Raw genomic sequence first — 16,170 nt, 5'->3', positions numbered from 1 at the left:
GCAGCCGTAAAGGCACGCAGACAGCCAGTATTGGTGTGATGAAGGGCAAGCGCATCGACCATTAATGCACGCAGGCAGAATGGCGGTAATGCAGGATTCAAAACTGCAGTGCAGCCGATAAAGTCGTGCATGCAAAAATAGCTAAAAGCATTTATAAAGGAGGCATATAGCCTTACAGGCACAATGCAAAAAAAAAGTATGGCCTATAAGAATTTGTAAAGCCTCTTGCAAGGGGAACTGTCAGTCAGGAAGTCATCAGGTAAGCCATGGGGTAAGACAGGAAGGCAGCCGTGAGGCAGGCCGTTACTGCAGCCATGAGTTAAGCCGGTACAGCAATGAGGTAAGCCATTAGCCGGCAATGCAGGTGACTGTAGGGGCTGCTACATATACGCAGTTGTTTTGGTTGTTGAACTGACTGACTGGGCTGTTGCATTTGCTGCGCGGATGCATTTGCTGTATTGCCTTCATGCCAGTGATATTCATGCGTACCATGTAACAATTTGCCCTCGTCATGAGGGCTTTTTTGTGTCCGTGGCCTTTTACGAACAGTTACGAACTAACTCAAATTAATGGCATTTTGGGCGAATGGCTCCTCAAAAGCGTGCTTTTCGTGAATTATGTGCATGAGCACAAATACACAAATACTTATAAAAGCTTGAGTATATGAGATTTGTCAGCGACAAGAGAGGAGAAGTGGGCGTGAGCACGCTGGCATTAACCGGCGAAAAAATGTGATTTTTCTACATTCATAAATGGCAAAACTGTATGTAAAAGCGCATTTTTTGCCTTTCGATAAAATGTTGCAGTATTTTTTCAGGTAAAACATAGCAGTGCTTCAATTTGTTTAGAAAGCTGATGGAATCAGGATTTTTCAGAAGCTGTTCGCGATGTGACAGAAACCATCGGAAATAAATATGGTGTGTAGGCCATAATATTTAAAGTTTATAACTAGAATCTTTAAAATTTTATGATAAACTTTGCCATAATTTCAGACACCCAAGCTCACTATTACTATCCATAATTCCCATAAAATAGGGGATTATGAGGGTAGAAGAGAGTGGAAATAGATGCATATTTTCAATAGCATCAAGGCTGTCTGAATTACCTGTCGGTTGATTACTGAACTGATGTCTTGGCATTGAGATCTGGTTTTCCTGTCATATGCCTGTGATGCGCAACAAGCGAAAAGCGGCATTTGGGATCCAGGAGCAGATCTGTTCCTTGTCATCACCTACCTATTGCTTCGCTGTTTTCTACAGCACTCAGTAACAGCTGCCCATTGTAGTTGAGCTTTCCTTGCAGAAAGCCACTCACACACATTTCCTGCAAGTCAGGGTAATACGTTCCAATTCCCCAGAAACTTCTTATCGTGGACTACGGCATAAGTGTATTTGTCGTACCTTATGGAGACGGTTTTGAGGGAGATGCACATGACGCCTTACCTGCTGTCGCTTTAGCATCCATGGCTTTTTCTACTTGAACAGCCTGGAAAGTTAGGTTTTCAGGTTAAGCGTTTAGACGCGGGGTTCTGAGGCTGGCCGATGCCGGCAAAGGTACCAGAAGTAAAGCAAGTAGTAATAAGTCATGAGGCATGGAAATAAAGGAGATATGCAGTCTTAAATAAAGGTCATGTGCTCTTTGTTCATCCATCCGGAGAGTTGTCGATGTTCAACAGCACTAATATTCAGCGCAACACTGGCATCAACGATGTCGATTTCGAGACCAAGCCAGGCAGCCCAGAAGATCAGCTGATGAAGTTCATTCATGAGACCCGCAAGTCCATGAAGATCAGTCAGCGTGAGCTGTCCAAGATGAGCGGCGTTAACCAGTCCAATCTTTCCAAGATTGAAAATGGCATCATTAACCCGTCCATCGCAACCATTCAGAAAGTTGCAGCTTGCTTGGGTCACAAGGTAGAGTTACGTTTTGTACCTGACTTTGGTGATGCTCAAAATTAGTGTTAAACGCTGAACTATCAGTTATTTAATACTTCATCCAGGCACTAGGGTTGTGATAACCGTGATCGTTCTCCTTACGTGGTAGGTAAGTGATGGGTCGTAGTGTTGGGTTCAGTATTACCCTCCAGCAAAATAATCCCCTCCCCAAAAGCTCTCACCGAGCTTCAAACACCAAACTCCCAACTCCAAACTCCTCAAATTCACAACCTCCCCAACCCCATCAAACTCCCAACTTCTTCAAACCCCTCAACCCCACCAAACTCCCAACTTCTTCAAACCCCTCAAACTCGTGGCTTCCTCAAATTTCCGAAACTCTTCAAATCTCACCTTGCTTTACAAAACCATTAAGTTCTGATTTTCAGTACCAGCCTCCCTGCTACAGTAAAAACTCTCACTATTCCAGCGGCACCTGTTACGAACTCTCCTCGCCTCAGCACTACTGGGCACCACATCATGTCTGAATCAAAGCAGTACGCAAACTCAACAACCAGATAAACGCGTAAGGCACACCATCAAAAGTTCAAAGCATAAGACTCGATATGTTGCCTTATGATCACAGAATTGCGTACAAGGCCCAGTACCAGAATCCTACGTCCTTCATGGAAACTATATTTGGGCAGGACAGTAGAGAAGGATGGGCCGCCATATATTTGTTGTCCATGCCAGGGGCACAATTTGCCACCTGTTACCTGGCAGCGATATCCTCCCCTGCATGCGTCCATGCACACCTTGCCGTACCAGACTTGGCTACAGCACTGAAAGTATAGCAAATCAGATACTGTGACCAGAATACGGGGCCAGGGAGCGTGATTGTGTTTAGAGTGAGGATTTATCGGGATAGGCTTTGCACAAAAGAAAAAGCCTCGACTGGAGAGGTCGAGGCTTGATATTAGATAGTAAGAAATCTTTGACCAGTTAACTCAGGAGGGAGAGACCCAGCTGAGGACGGGTGTTAGCCTGCATCAGCATGGAGGTTGCGGCCTGCTGGATAATGGACTGCTGAGACAGATTTGCTGACTCTTCGGCAAAATCTGCATCACGAATTCTGCTGCGGGCATCGGACTGGTTAGCGGCAACATTGGACTGGTTACGGATTGATGACTCAAGGCGGTTCATCACAGCACCAAGGTCAGCACGTGCGGCATTTACAACATTAAGAATGCCGTCGATACCGCTGATTACCTTACTTGATGACTCATGATCATCAAGAAGTACCCATGTTACGCCTGCTGTCTTACCTGCATTGATCTTAAGGAAGTCTGCATGATTCTGGGCAACTACGGAAAGAGCGAAGTTTTTAACAGTAATGTCGATAGTGTCGCCCTTATTGGCGCCTACCTGGAGGGTAAGCTTACCATCGGCTCCACCCTGGGCATTACCGTAAATGTTGCCAGGCTGATTACCGTTGAGGATCAGCTTGCCGCCGAATTTGGTCAGGGCTACAAAACGCTGATACTCGGTAATGGTGTTACTTGCCTCTACCTTAAGGGCAGTGCGGTCTTCTGCGGTATTAGTACCGTTAGCTGCCTGAACTGCAAGAGTACGTACCTTCTGCAGCATGTTGGTCATTTCATCCAGAGAGCCTTCAATGGTCTGCACGAGGGCAATACCATCAGAAGCATTTCTGTTGCCCTGATTAAGGCCATTAATCTGGGTAGTTAACCTTGAGCTAATCTGAAGTCCAGCAGCATCGTCTTTTGCAGAATTGATTCTCAGACCGGAGCTCAGACGGTTATAGGTTGTATTGAGCTGACTCTGGACGTTATTGAGATATCTCTGTCCATTAAGAGAGCTAACATTGGTATTTACATAGACGGCCATGATTGCACCTTTATGTGTACTTTGTCCTCTCGTGGGACAGTACTGATACTTCTTTCTCTATCGAACCTTTACCGGCCTTGGGAGGCAGTTTTTTAACGTCATTATCAAAGAGGCAACCTGCGAAGGGTATGTTACCCAAAGGCCTTGAAATAACGTGAAAAGCATCTTTTATATACCATCAGCTTGATACAACGTTAATGGATGTAAATGGCACAACAAAATGGCGGCCAGGCAAGTACTGACAGGCTTTTCAGCATACTTACATACAAGTGTTTTTGTCCGTTTTCGTCGATGATAGATGTGTAATTCCTGTTAGCGCAAAGACATAAACACAGAAATCACTACAGGAAATTTACGCTCATAATGATCTGCTTTGCATAAGGGGAAAGCGAGAGCTGACGCAAGCAATTAGCACCTTGGAGCAGTAGGCAGAGAGCGCGAATTGAATTGTGAACGCAGGAAAAGTGAAATTGAAGTGAACGGATGTAAAAAGGGGAATGGATGAAAATGGAATGTACGGGAAAGGAAAGGAGGAAAGAAAAGGCACGGAGGAGGAGAAGTGAAGAAGGAGAAGAAAGCAAGGCTGACTGTAAGCCGTATCTTCTAAAGAAGATTTACAGAACTCAATAGAAAGCGATTTTAGATACTCTACAAAATAAGAACGCCGGGTTCGCATTGAACCCGACGTGGTTGGAGTATTTAATCGGTAGTATCGTCTTTCAGGCTTCTGTTAACGAACGTTGAGGATTGCGTCCATTACAGTGCTGTTAGTCTGAAGAGACTGGGCGTTGGCCTGGTAATTACGCTGAGCTGTAATCAGCTCAACAAGCTCGGAAGTCAGGTCAACGTTAGAAAGTTCGAGGTTGGAGCCCTTAATAGAGCCGGCAGAACCGGTGTTGGCCTCCATGGCGATAGCATCGCCTGAGAAACTTGTCTGCTGCCACTGGGTATCGCCAATCTTGCGCAGGCCCTGGGCGTTCTGGAAGTCTGCCAGTGCTACCTTGCCAATGGCTTCACGCTGGCCGTTTGAGTACTCACACTGAATGATGCCGTTTTCATCTACGGACATGCTGGTGAGAACGCCGGTTGAATAGCCGTTATTGGTTGGTGCGCCGGTTACCTGGAAGTTGGTTGAACCGTACTGGGTGCCACCAAAGTTGATGTTGATATACTGCTGTGGGTCAGTGCCCTGGCCAATAGCGCTGTGCAGGGAGCCATTGCCCTTGTAATGGGATGGATTGCCGTTGGCATCTGCCTCAAAGGTGCGGTCGTATACGTTAACACCAAGTGCACCGAAGTCAGGGGTACCGCCTGCACCAGGAACATTCATGCCTGGAGCACCAAACAGGCTCTGACGGAGGCTGCTGAGTGCGGCTGCTGGATCAGCAGGGTTTACCAGCTCTAATTTGCCTGGCACCTGCTGCTTTAATTCGCCATTAGGCTCGAATACCATCTGGAAGCCGAAGAAGTTTGAACCGGCTACAGATGATTTACCTTCAGGAACAGTCATGACTACTGGATTCTGACCGTCCTTTGCAGCAATATCTACAGGCTGACCGTCAACGAATGGAAACACGTTCCAAACTGTATTATTGGAGCCTTCAGCCTCTGGACCCATCTTTACCATGTAGTAAGTCAGGGTATGAGCACGACCGAGTGAGTCGTGAATAGTCTGAGATGTAGAGGCGTGATAGGTGCTGGAATTCTTTGGATCGAAGTCCACAATGTACTGCTTAAAAGTACCTGGATCACCTGCAGTACCTGGAGTGCCGTCCGGGTTACGGGTAATACCGTACTTAATCTTGTCAGCTGTGAGATCGGCGGCATTACCAATCTTGCCCCAAGGGTCTTTAGCCTGGTCTGTGAACTTTACAGGATCCTTGTCAGCTGGGAGGTTGACGCTGATGCCGATGTTGGTAGACATCTGTGGAGCGCCGGTGTCAGATGGCAGCTGAAGCTTGTGGGTACCGTTGAGATCGAGGGATGAAGAGGAACCGTCTGCATTGACGTCCCAGCCCATCAGATAGTCACCGGTAGCGGTAACGATGTAGCCTTCATTGTCTGTCTGGAAGGCGCCGTTACGAGTAAAAGATGGAGTATTACTTCCCGGGGTGGACAGCACAAAGAAGCCGCTGCCCTGAATGGCCATATCAAGCGGGTTTCCAGTGTCGCCGGACAGGTTGCCCTGTACGAACTGCTGAGCAACAGTGGTGTTTACAGAACCCATACCAGTGGAAGTCTTGTTATTGGTGAAGATGCTGTTTGAGTATATGTCTGCAAACTCTGCACGAGACTTCTTGAAACCAAAGGAATTTGAGTTTGCGATGTTATTGGAAGTAACATCAATATGCTTTTGCGAATTCTTAATACCGCTAACTGAAATGCCAAACATTATAAATACTCCGATAATAAAACAGCCGTTTATATAGAACTAGAAACAATATGCTTTTTAATTTTTATTAGTATGTTTCTTATGGCTGTACTAACACTTTAGCAATATGAGTGCCAGGTTTTGGGCATCGATAATTCAGTAAATTGTCCTGGTTATACCTGGTATTGCCAGGATTGTGCCAGGTCCAGTCAGAAGGTGAATATTACGCGCTTTTTAATATACAAAAGCGTTTTGTATTCTGTCTGGAACCTTTATTTAAGCGCGTTTTGCTTATATAAAAGGCTTTATCCTTATGAGATGACATGCTTTATAAAACCGTTCATGTCACCTGTACATACTATTGCAGCAAGCGTGCCTGTTTTTATATTTGAAATTCTGGCAACAGTTAACCTGGTTTAAGACATCAAAGTGCCGTGGCGGGCATCCTATGTCCGAAAATGCACACAAGTGTATTTTTCTGGCACCTGGCAATTGCCACTAAGGATCAGGATGGCCCAAAAGACTGTAAGGGACGCAATATGGCATGCTCAGGGCAATAATGAGCTGCAATGATGGCCACCGGCAACCTTGGCAGAGCCATTACTGCCGCATGGCAAAGCCAGAGGCATTTACCGCCTCACCTTGCCACAGCACTTGCCAGAGATGTAAATATAAAACCATCCCGGCAAAGCTCTACAAAACGCCATACTTATATATCAGCTTACAAAGCACACCTGGACCTCCCCAACAAGGTCTGCCGCTGTCTTAGCCAGCAGCTCATATAAACCATGAGGGATGAGGGGCCATCATATATATATAAGCTGACAACCGACGGCCAATAACGCTATGTACATGGACTGTCACTGTCAGGCAGGGAGCATTGTGTTCGAAGCCCATAACTACAGTCTATGCAGTAGCATCCAGAGTCACTACAGCATCTGAAGATGCTGTAAGCAGTTGCTAATTGCAGAGGGATGAGTTCATAGAAAGGATCGTGAGAAGTGCAGCCAGGGTTAAAGAGGAAGGGACTTGTAGCCATGGTTAGCCATGGGTAAGGCACCGGTTGTAAATAAGGTAGCTGCAATCATGCATGAACTTAAAGTTTTAGTTTCTTGCAGTAGTGAGAGCTAATACTTATATGCTGACATTGCAGTGAGGCTTTGCCTGTATGATGCTATGTGACATATGCTGCTAAACCTGATTTTGTAAAGCTCATTGCCTGAAAATGGAAAACTAAAAGATGATAGTTTCTGAAACAGCAACTGAGCATATGAAGCGAGACATTCAAAATAAGAATGCTGCGATTTTGTACAGCCATAACCCTGTGGACATAGAACTGATAATGCCCATAAATCCCTGTTTGACGTTTAATCTACTAAATACTTTATAAAGTATTATCTGACAGGTGTGACTGCGTCTGCATTGCATGGGTCCGTGCTGCAGGTCTATTTAAAGCATTGAGCTTTAAGCTGGTAAAAGGCATCTGGGTTTTAAGTGTACACACGTAATCAAGGCAAAATAGTGAGTGGCTTCTGGTACGCCCCAGTCGATAATAAGCAGTCACTTTCAGTACCTGTATCGCCGGGAATAATCTCTGCCTGGTAAGGGATTAGTTTCCTGGGTAAATCATTAAGTTTGCGCTGGGACATGCCAGGTCAAACATGATGTCATTAATACTTTTTAAAGTATCTCTGTGCTGGGAGACAGGATCATATGTGCAGGCTGAGACTGAGTATCAGCTGAAGAGCACATAACAATGGGAAGTATGTGCTGCTATGGGCATTTGTGAGCATTAAAGCGGATACAATTCTGGGGATTATGCCAATGCTGGGGCCACGGGCTGTATGGCAAGTAAGGTAATGAGGGGCTTGAGGCTTATTTATGCGGTAAGCACAGGTATGGTGATGAGTTAAAGCATGGCTGCTGATGCTCTTGTGCAGATAACATGTCAAGGGAAGTAAATGAGGTGAAGTGAAGAGAGTCGCAAGCTGTACAGCTCTGCAGCAGATAAACAGTGTGGAATGACGGATTCAGACGATTGCAGAATCAATGGCAAGGGATAGTACTGGAAAAATTAGCGTTGAGAGGAGACGTACAGACAGGTAAATGAATGGAAAGGTAAGGTAAGGGGATGAGCAGAGAAAGGGAATTTGTTTGAGGGGTGATCAGGTCAAATGCCTTGAGAATGGCGGGGAACCTGAAAGAAGGGAAAGAGACAGGAGAGTCTGATGAGACAAGAGAGAGCAGAATTCCTGGGCTTGCGCAGGTGTTCTGAGAGAGATATCGACTGTACAAATCCCAAAAAAGCCGGACTTGCGCCCGGCCTTAATGGAGTATTTTTAATCGATGTTTTAACTACTACTGTTAACGGATGTTGAGGATACTGTCCATTACAGTGCTGTTGGTCTGCAGAGACTGAGCATTTGCCTGGTAGTTACGCTGGGCAGTGATCAGCTCTACGAGCTCGGCAGTTAAATCTACGTTGGAAAGCTCAAGGTTGGAACCCTTAATGGAACCGGCAGAGCCGTTGTTAGCTTCCATGGCTCGGGCTTCGCCGGAGCTGTTGGACTGCTTCCACTGGGTGTCACCGATCTTGGTGAGGCCCTGAGCGTTTGCAAAGTCTGCAAGTGCTACCTTACCAATGGCTTCACGCTGGCCGTTGGAGTATTCGCACTGAATAATACCGTTCTCGTCTACTGCCATGCCGGTGAGAATACCGGTGGAGTAGCCGTCATTGGTTGGGGCACCAGTAACCTGGAAGTTGGTGGAACCGTACTGGGTAGCACCGAACTTGATGTTAACAACCTGCTCTGGATCTACACCTGGACCGATTGAGGAGTGCAGAGAACCGTCACCAGTGTAGTGTGGTTTCTTACCGCCGGCTGGATCAGTTTCGAAAGTCTGATCAAAGTATGTGTTGCCGCCCATTGATCCGCCTGCCTGATCACCTGGCTTACCGAACAGTGTCTGTCGTAAGCTGTTTGTCAGGTTGCCGCCTGCAGGATTTACCAGATCAATCTTGCCTGGTACCATGCCCTTGAGCTCACCATTTGGCTCAAAAGTCATCTGGAAGCCAAAGAAATTAGAACCGGCTACAGATGAAGTGCTGGTACCTGGAACAGTTAAAGCAACTGGGTTCTCACCATTCTGAGATGCCACGTCGACTGGCTTGCCATCAACAAATGGTAATACCATCCAGTTGGTGTTGTTGACACCATCGGTTGCATTCTCAGGACCCATCTTGATCATGTAGTAGGTCAGAGTGTGAGCACGACCCAGAGAGTCATGAATAGTCTGGGATGTAGAAGCGTGATAGGTCTTAGAATCCTTTGGATCAAAGTTGTGGATATACTGCTTAAAAGAGTCAGCTGCTGGAGGCTGGGCAGTGTCAATAGTGCCGTCCGGCTTACGCATGATGCCATACTGAAGCTTATCAGCCTTCAGATCATCAGGGTTCTGAGTCTTGCCCCAAGGATCTACAGTCATGTCTTCGAACTTGACGCCTGGCTTGTCGGCTGGCAGGTTTACGGTGATGCCAACGCTGCTGGAGGCATTAGGGGCGCCAGTGTCGGATGGAAGCTGGATCTTGTGGGTGCTGTTGAGGTCCAGGGAGGCAGCGCCACCTTCGGCGTTAACGTCCCAGCCCATCAGATAGTCACCAGTAGCGGTTACGATGTAACCCTCGTTGTCAGTCTGGAAAGCGCCGTTACGGGTGAAAGTGTGGCCTGCGTTGCCTGGAGAGGACAGAACGAAGAAACCATTGCCCTGAATAGCCATATCCAGAGGATTGCCAGTGTCGCCAGAGAGGTTGCCCTGTACGAACTGCTGAGCTACGGTGGTGTTTACTACACCCATGCCGCTGGCAGTCTTGCCATTGGCGAAAATGCTGTTTGCGTATACGTCAGCAAACTCAGCACGAGACTTCTTGAAGCCGAATGAATTGGAGTTCGCAATGTTATTCGATGTTACATCGATATGCTTCTGCGAATTCTTGATACCACTTACGGAAATGCCAAACATCTTCTAATACCCCGATATATATGGATTAATCAGCTATATGTGATTGAAAAATCCAGTTCCTCAATTGGACTTTTCATAGCTGTTACACGGAATATAAAGGCAATCTGTGTGCCAGGAAAATGCGGCAATGCTTGCCGCCCACAAATAAGCGGTTTTTACTGTTTCAACATGACCTTGTTGCAACGTTTTTTCATACATAAAATCATACATTCGCTTTGTATAAATGATGCGCAAGGGCCGTACGCACGGGCTTTTCGTCTTAATAGACCGTCATCCTTAAATATAAGCCAGTCATGGCAAAATTATAGATAAACTATGGTCTATACTTTGCCGCGACACTATACACATTTGTATATCTGTCGTTGTAACTTGCCACTTATTGCCGCTGTGGCATAAATATGGGAATGATAAGCACGATTTTACTGGGATTTGCGGCAAAGAGGATTACATGACTGAGCTCACAATTTCAGCGCAAAGACACTGATCTGGCATACATGAAAAAAGGCAGTCCACTGGGGACTGCCTTTTTTCTGTCCGGACATAAACTCCGGTAGCTGTTACTTATGCTGGCATAAGTTTATGGGAAAAGGTCTGATTGAGAGCCTTGCAGCATTAGACCTTGAGCTGAGCCTCACTCTTGACGGCATCAGTTGCAGCACCAGCTGCAGCGTCGTTGGCCGGTGCGGCGCCCTCGGTGCTGGTAGCGGCAGCTGGTGTGGCAGCTGCTGGAGCGGCGGCAGCTGCTGGAGCGGCGGCAGCGGCGGCTGGCTGGGCTGGACTTGCAAACATGGAGGAGGCCTTCTGCCATGCAGCAGTAGCGGCGGCAGCCTGCTCTTCTGGAGTACGGATCTTATTGGTGCGTACCAGTTCCTTGTGGCTTTCGGTGAGCTCAGCTGGCAGCTTGACCATTAATGAGGCCACGATGGCAACTACAATCATAATGCTCATCATCAGGAAGGTCAGGTTGTATGAGCCGAATATATAGGCAGCTGCATAACCAAAGAGGGAGCCCAGACCAAAGCCCAGATAGAGAAGACCATAGTTCTTGGCAAGGTTACGGATGCCAAAGAAGTCGGAAATGATGGATGGGTAGATGGTCAGAGTGCCACCAAAGGAGAAAGCTACCAGAGCTACAGCGGCAAAGAACAGTGTAGGGGTCAGTGGAATGGCCACAAACATCAGAATGGCAATCAGAGACAGGCACTGATCGAAAGTAATCAGTCGAATACGTGGCATCTTGTCTGAGAGCATACCCATGATAAGACGACCGGCAATGTTGGCAATGGCAACCACGCTGACGGCAGTGGCAGCCTCGGTCAGGGACATGTCGAGCAGGGCAGTACCAAGGTTGGAGGCTACACCGATGATGTACAGGCCAACCATGCAGTCAATAAAGAACATTATGGAAAGCAGCCAGTATGGAAGGGTACGAATAGCGCTCTGCAGATCATACTCACGGGTAGACTTGTTGCTGCTTACTACAGAGGCCTGCTTCATGGCGTCATAAATGAGTACAGAGCCGAAGGTTACGATAACGGTAGCAGAAACACCCCAGGTAAGCAGGGCAGTGGTCAGGTCATGGTTGGACAGCTGGTAGCTGAATACACTCTTGTAGACCAGAGAACCAAGACCGTAGGCACCGATACATAAGGCAGAAATAAGGCCCTTATGCTTAGGGAAGAACTTTACGCAGTTGGTCAGAACCAGCATATAGCCAATGCCATCACCAAAGCCCAGCAGCACACCGCCACTTAAGTACAGTACCCACAGATTAGGGGCAAAAGCAGCAATCATCAGACCCAGACCGCAGCATACTGCGCTCAGGGCAACTACGTTCTGCATGCCAATACGCAGCTTGAGGAAGCCGGAGCTGGAGCTGCCAATGGCAAGGAAGAGGGTCATGATACCGAAGGTAAAGGCTATGGCACCGATGTCCAGTTCAAACTTGTCACTAAGTGGCAGGTTGAATAAGGACCAGGCGTAAACCGAACCCAGTGCCAGCAGCACCAGGAGGGAACCGATAAGGGTCTTAATCTGAACCATAAGTAAGATCTCTAAGTAAGGAGCAGAGCCCTGTGCGCGTATGTGGCACATCACAGGACTGTCCGGAGACTGGAGCCGGAGCAGTGAAAGGAAAGACTGTTCAGCTGCGCAAAGACACGTCAGCGCAGCGGGAAATTCTGAAAGGCCTGACAGGCATTACTTCAGTATATGGGCTAATATGCCTGATGATCATAAATGTCTCATTAAGCAACAGGTGCAGCCGCATGGCAATTACTGTCATAAGGCTTTATAAATGGCTTATTTAAGGGCCATTTTTAAATTGGCGCACATTGTACGCCTATTTAATGATAAATCCTATCATATGCAAATCTTGAGTAAAATGTGATCTGGTTAACATTTTTTTGCCGTTTAGCAGAACGGCCATAAAGACGTACTTGAGCGATGGACGGGCTTTGAAAAAATTACAGGGCTGTCTTGTAATACAGGTCGTATAAGTTCGACAGGCTGGGAGGGGTGGGAATTGATGGCCTGGTCGTGCCAGCTGCTGGGCACAATGCTGCTGGCAGAATGCTTCTGGGCAGTGTGCTGGTGGGATGGGCAAATCTGGTGCGGTCAGCCGATGTGGCAGGACTTTGGGGATGGGACGGATGCGCTGGTTGCGGATGGCAATTACAAATCAGGCCGCCTGGCAGAAACTGCAGGGCGGCCTGATGTTGTGTATGGTCCGTTAGCGTGCTGGACTTGTGGGTATTGTCCAGTATGGGGCGGACGCTGGTTAGACGTTGATGACCTTGATGCGGTTGCGGCGGTCGGCTCGGTTGCGGGAGAAATTGTCCAGAGCGTTCTTGCCGGCAATGAGGAACGCCAGTACGAAGAAGCCGCCTGGTGGCAGGATGGCAATCAGCACTGACATGTCAGAGTCGAAGAAGTGCATCTCAAGGCTGGTAGCCCACTGACCGAGAATATCGGCTGAGCCTACGAAGAGGGTGCCGTTACCTATGATTTCACGAATGGAGCCAAGGGCAAAGAGCACCAGAGCAAAGCCAATACCGCAGGCAATGGCATCCACAGTAGAGCGCAGCAGATTGTTCTTGCCGGCAAAGGCCTCAGCACGGCCCATGATAATGCAGTTGGTAACAATCAGGGCCAGATAAATGCCCAGCTGCTGATACAGCTCAGGGAAATAGGCCTCGATTTCAAAGCGCACTACTGTTACCAGAGAGGCAATGATTACCACATAAATAGGGATACGTACCTCAGGAACAATAATCTTGCGGATCAGGGAAATCACCATGGAGCTCATGACCATAACCACAATGGTGGCAATGCCGAGGCCCAGAGCATTGGCAGCTGAGGTGGTCACAGCAAGCAGAGGACACATGCCCAGCAACTGGCAAAGACCTGGATTGTCTTTCCAGATGCCCTTGATGAAAATCTCCCAGAGGCTGCTCTGCTTTGATGGTACAGAGCAACTGCCGCTGCAGCTGTGTACTTCAATCTTTTCCTGTTCTTCCATAATTCTTTCCTGTCAGCATCAGAGCTGACTTTCTCAGAGTCTTTCCTGCCGGACTATGGTGCGGACCCTGCCAGAGGTGCAGTGCCTGCCTGGTGTGTCCCGGCACGGCCGGGAATTGCCAGGCTGCAGGGGCTGGCCAGGCGTGATGTGCATGGCCTTGCTGGCGCGCATGGCCTTGCTGGCGTGCATTTCATGGACAGGCCGGTTATTGTCGTCCTGCGGCCAGGCAGGCCTTGCAACGCAAGGGCAGGCCGGGCGGGGCATTGTTATGCAGTTATTTCGGGCAGTCGCGCAGTGAGGCAAAATCGGTGGCCTTGAGGACCTCAATGAAGTCTTTGGAGGCCAGTACCAGGGCTCGTGAGGTTACTGTGGCGCCGGTTATGTAGTCAAAGTCACCGCCAAACTTCTTGACGTCCCAGCGGCGGTCTTCAACGGCAAGACCGTCAAACTGATCAAGGTAGTTGCCACGGCGGCGCTCAACCTTGTCACCAATACCTGGAGTCTCACGGCTGAGCTGGATATCAATCCTGGTAATACGTCCATTGCTGTCCATGCCGCCAATGAGGATGAGTGGTACGGAGTAGCCACGGTTGGTGGAGAAACTGGAGATATAACCAAGTGTCTTGCCGCTTTCATCACGGGCAATGTAGGCCTTCATATTCTTGCCAATGCGGCGGTCTGAAATGAGCTTGCAATGGTAGGTTACCTTGCCTTGAGCCTGCTTTTTCACATCCGGCAGCAGACTGTCGATAAGCATCTGCTCATTACGGTCACGGTTGGCCTGAATATGTGGAGATGTATCCTGCTCGGCATAGAGCACACCTGCGGTACACAGGGCGGCAATGGCTGAAAGGATTACGCCTGAGAACAGGGCGCGTACGCCAGGCTTGTTGTCAAACATCAGTTAAGACCTCCTGGACGGTAGCCAACACCAAATGGACGGCGGCGGGTCATGACATCCATAAGAGGAGCCAGACAGTTGCCCAGCATGACAGCAAAAGCTACAGAATCTGAGTAGCTGCCATGGACGCGAATCAGAACAATGAGCATACCGATGATAACTGACAGCAGAATACGGCCTTTGAAAGTACCGCAGGTAGTTACCGGATCGGTAATGATGTAGAAGGCGCCGAGCATGGTACCGCCCATGATCAGATGTTCAGCCATGCTGATACATAGCTGAGGGTCATAGTAATTCCAGATATAGCTCATTGCGCCAATGGCAATAATGAAAGCAAGAGGAGGCTGGAAGCGGATCACCTTGGTGAAAATCAGAACCATGCCGCCCAGAACATAAGCGCCGGCCAGCCAGGCATAGGCAACAAAGCTTGGGCTGTAGAGATCAACAGGTGGCTGCTCCTTGACGTCACCTGCCTTGCGGGCTGTCTTGATGCTCTCAAGATAGGTAGCTCCGGTCAGGGCGTCAGTGGTCAGATGGTCCTTGCTTAAGGTTGCAGTAGCCATCATGTCTTCAAAGGAAGCATGGTCCTCAGCACGATCACGAGCTGCTGCTTCAGCAAGCTCAGCCTCTGCAGAGGCGGCCTCCTGAGAACCATCGACCCCGGCAGCAGTGTCAGCAGCAGCTGCGTCCAGCTCCGCTGCATCTTCTCCTGTGGCCTGAGCGGCGGCGGCATCAGCCTCACCTGCCATGGCATCTGCAGTAGCTGCGGCTTTTTCGGAAACGGCGGTACCCTCAGCACCTGCCGGATCTGCGGCAGCCGCTGCGTCGTCAGCTGCAGCGTCAGCGGCAGCCTCAGCAGCAGGGGCGGCGCCTGCAGCGTCAGCGGAGGCGTCATGAGCGCGAGCCAGTTCCTGGGCCTTCATGAGTTCGTTATGAGCGGCCTCAATTTCGTTGGAGCGGTTGAGCTCCTTGATTTCACGGACCAGTATCTGAGGATCGGCGCCATTCATGATGACATCCCAGGCACGATCTGGAGTGGCCACGGTAATGGCATATGGAGTAGGGGTTACCCAGGTAGTGTAGAAAACACCAGGTGAGGAGATGATCAGGAAGATAAAGCCTGACATGGCCGGATTGAACAGATTCTGTCCCAGTCCGCCAAAGCACTCACGTACCAGCAGCATGGCAAAGGCTGTAGCCATCACTGTGTAATACCATGGCAGCAGCTGTGGCAGGGTCAGAGCCAGCAAAATGGCTGTTACCAGACCTGATGGATCCTTAAGGCTGCGCTTTATCGAGCGTGAGCGTAAGACAGCCGCCAGCACCTGACATAACAGGGCGGTAGCTGCGGATATAAAGAACTGGATGATGGTGCCGGAACCAAAGAAAAAGGTCATGACGCCCAGTGCTGGAATCAGTGAGAGCAGCACAATGACCATGATCTTTTCTGTGCTCATCGGGCTGTGCAGATGAGGTGCTGGTTCGATGCCCAGATTCTGTTTGGCACTCTGTACAGAGATTTGCATTTAAATTTCCTGATTGGCTGGATCCGTACAGCAGTTTATCAACTGCTGTACGC

The 16,170-nt window shown here is 48.7% G+C and carries 8 protein-coding genes; 1 reads left to right on the top strand and 7 read right to left on the bottom strand.

What is annotated here, in order from left to right; translation table 11 throughout:
- Window positions 1–1,664 precede the first annotated feature (1,664 nt).
- Window positions 1,665–1,958 carry a helix-turn-helix transcriptional regulator gene (locus tag MXE41_RS03880; protein WP_246977912.1) on the top strand — a complete coding sequence of 98 codons (294 nt, stop codon included), beginning with the start codon at window positions 1,665–1,667 and terminating at the stop codon, window positions 1,956–1,958.
- Window positions 1,959–2,873: 915 nt separating this feature from the next.
- On the opposite strand, the gene MXE41_RS03875 is transcribed toward MXE41_RS03880, so the two are convergent.
- From MXE41_RS03875 to MXE41_RS03845, 7 genes are all read right to left on the bottom strand, one after another.
- Window positions 2,874–3,779, bottom strand: a complete 906-nt coding sequence (locus tag MXE41_RS03875) for a flagellin (protein WP_247099437.1) — start codon at window positions 3,777–3,779, stop codon at window positions 2,874–2,876.
- Window positions 3,780–4,509: 730 nt separating this feature from the next.
- Window positions 4,510–6,171, bottom strand: a complete 1,662-nt coding sequence (locus MXE41_RS03870; RefSeq protein ID WP_247099436.1) for a flagellar hook protein FlgE — start codon at window positions 6,169–6,171, stop codon at window positions 4,510–4,512.
- Window positions 6,172–8,514: 2,343 nt separating this feature from the next.
- Window positions 8,515–10,170 carry a flagellar hook protein FlgE gene (locus MXE41_RS03865; RefSeq protein ID WP_247099435.1) on the bottom strand — a complete coding sequence of 552 codons (1,656 nt, stop codon included), beginning with the start codon at window positions 10,168–10,170 and terminating at the stop codon, window positions 8,515–8,517.
- Between the two features lie 612 nt (window positions 10,171–10,782).
- Window positions 10,783–12,213 (bottom strand): OFA family MFS transporter, encoded by a 1,431-nt coding sequence (locus MXE41_RS03860; RefSeq protein ID WP_247099434.1) that lies wholly within the window; start codon window positions 12,211–12,213, stop codon window positions 10,783–10,785.
- A gap of 736 nt (window positions 12,214–12,949) precedes the next feature.
- Window positions 12,950–13,690 carry an electron transport complex subunit E gene (locus MXE41_RS03855; protein WP_247099433.1) on the bottom strand — a complete coding sequence of 247 codons (741 nt, stop codon included), beginning with the start codon at window positions 13,688–13,690 and terminating at the stop codon, window positions 12,950–12,952.
- 274 nt (window positions 13,691–13,964) lie between these two features.
- Window positions 13,965–14,591, bottom strand: coding sequence for an RnfABCDGE type electron transport complex subunit G (locus MXE41_RS03850; RefSeq protein ID WP_247099432.1), 627 nt, complete (start codon window positions 14,589–14,591; stop codon window positions 13,965–13,967).
- Window positions 14,591–16,117, bottom strand: a complete 1,527-nt coding sequence (locus MXE41_RS03845) for an RnfABCDGE type electron transport complex subunit D (protein WP_247099431.1) — start codon at window positions 16,115–16,117, stop codon at window positions 14,591–14,593. Before MXE41_RS03845 ends, MXE41_RS03850 begins: the two co-directional genes overlap by 1 nt.
- Window positions 16,118–16,170: the final 53 nt, after the last annotated feature.

The organism is Anaerobiospirillum sp. NML120449 (assembly GCF_023051105.1).
In the GTDB taxonomy this organism is placed as follows: Bacteria; Pseudomonadota; Gammaproteobacteria; order Enterobacterales; family Succinivibrionaceae; genus Anaerobiospirillum.
This window is presented reverse-complemented; position numbering and strand designations above follow the sequence as displayed.

What these genes read in the sequence shown, in the direction of transcription:
- MXE41_RS03880 (WP_246977912.1), top strand. Translation starts at nt 1,665, where the DNA reads ATGTTCAACAGCACTAATATTCAGCGCAACACTGGCATCAACGATGTC.
- MXE41_RS03875 (WP_247099437.1), bottom strand. Translation starts at nt 3,779, where the DNA reads ATGGCCGTCTATGTAAATACCAATGTTAGCTCTCTTAATGGACAGAGA.
- MXE41_RS03870 (WP_247099436.1), bottom strand. Translation starts at nt 6,171, where the DNA reads ATGTTTGGCATTTCAGTTAGCGGTATTAAGAATTCGCAAAAGCATATT.
- MXE41_RS03865 (WP_247099435.1), bottom strand. Translation starts at nt 10,170, where the DNA reads ATGTTTGGCATTTCCGTAAGTGGTATCAAGAATTCGCAGAAGCATATC.
- MXE41_RS03860 (WP_247099434.1), bottom strand. Translation starts at nt 12,213, where the DNA reads ATGGTTCAGATTAAGACCCTTATCGGTTCCCTCCTGGTGCTGCTGGCA.
- MXE41_RS03855 (WP_247099433.1), bottom strand. Translation starts at nt 13,690, where the DNA reads ATGGAAGAACAGGAAAAGATTGAAGTACACAGCTGCAGCGGCAGTTGC.
- MXE41_RS03850 (WP_247099432.1), bottom strand. Translation starts at nt 14,591, where the DNA reads ATGTTTGACAACAAGCCTGGCGTACGCGCCCTGTTCTCAGGCGTAATC.
- MXE41_RS03845 (WP_247099431.1), bottom strand. Translation starts at nt 16,117, where the DNA reads ATGCAAATCTCTGTACAGAGTGCCAAACAGAATCTGGGCATCGAACCA.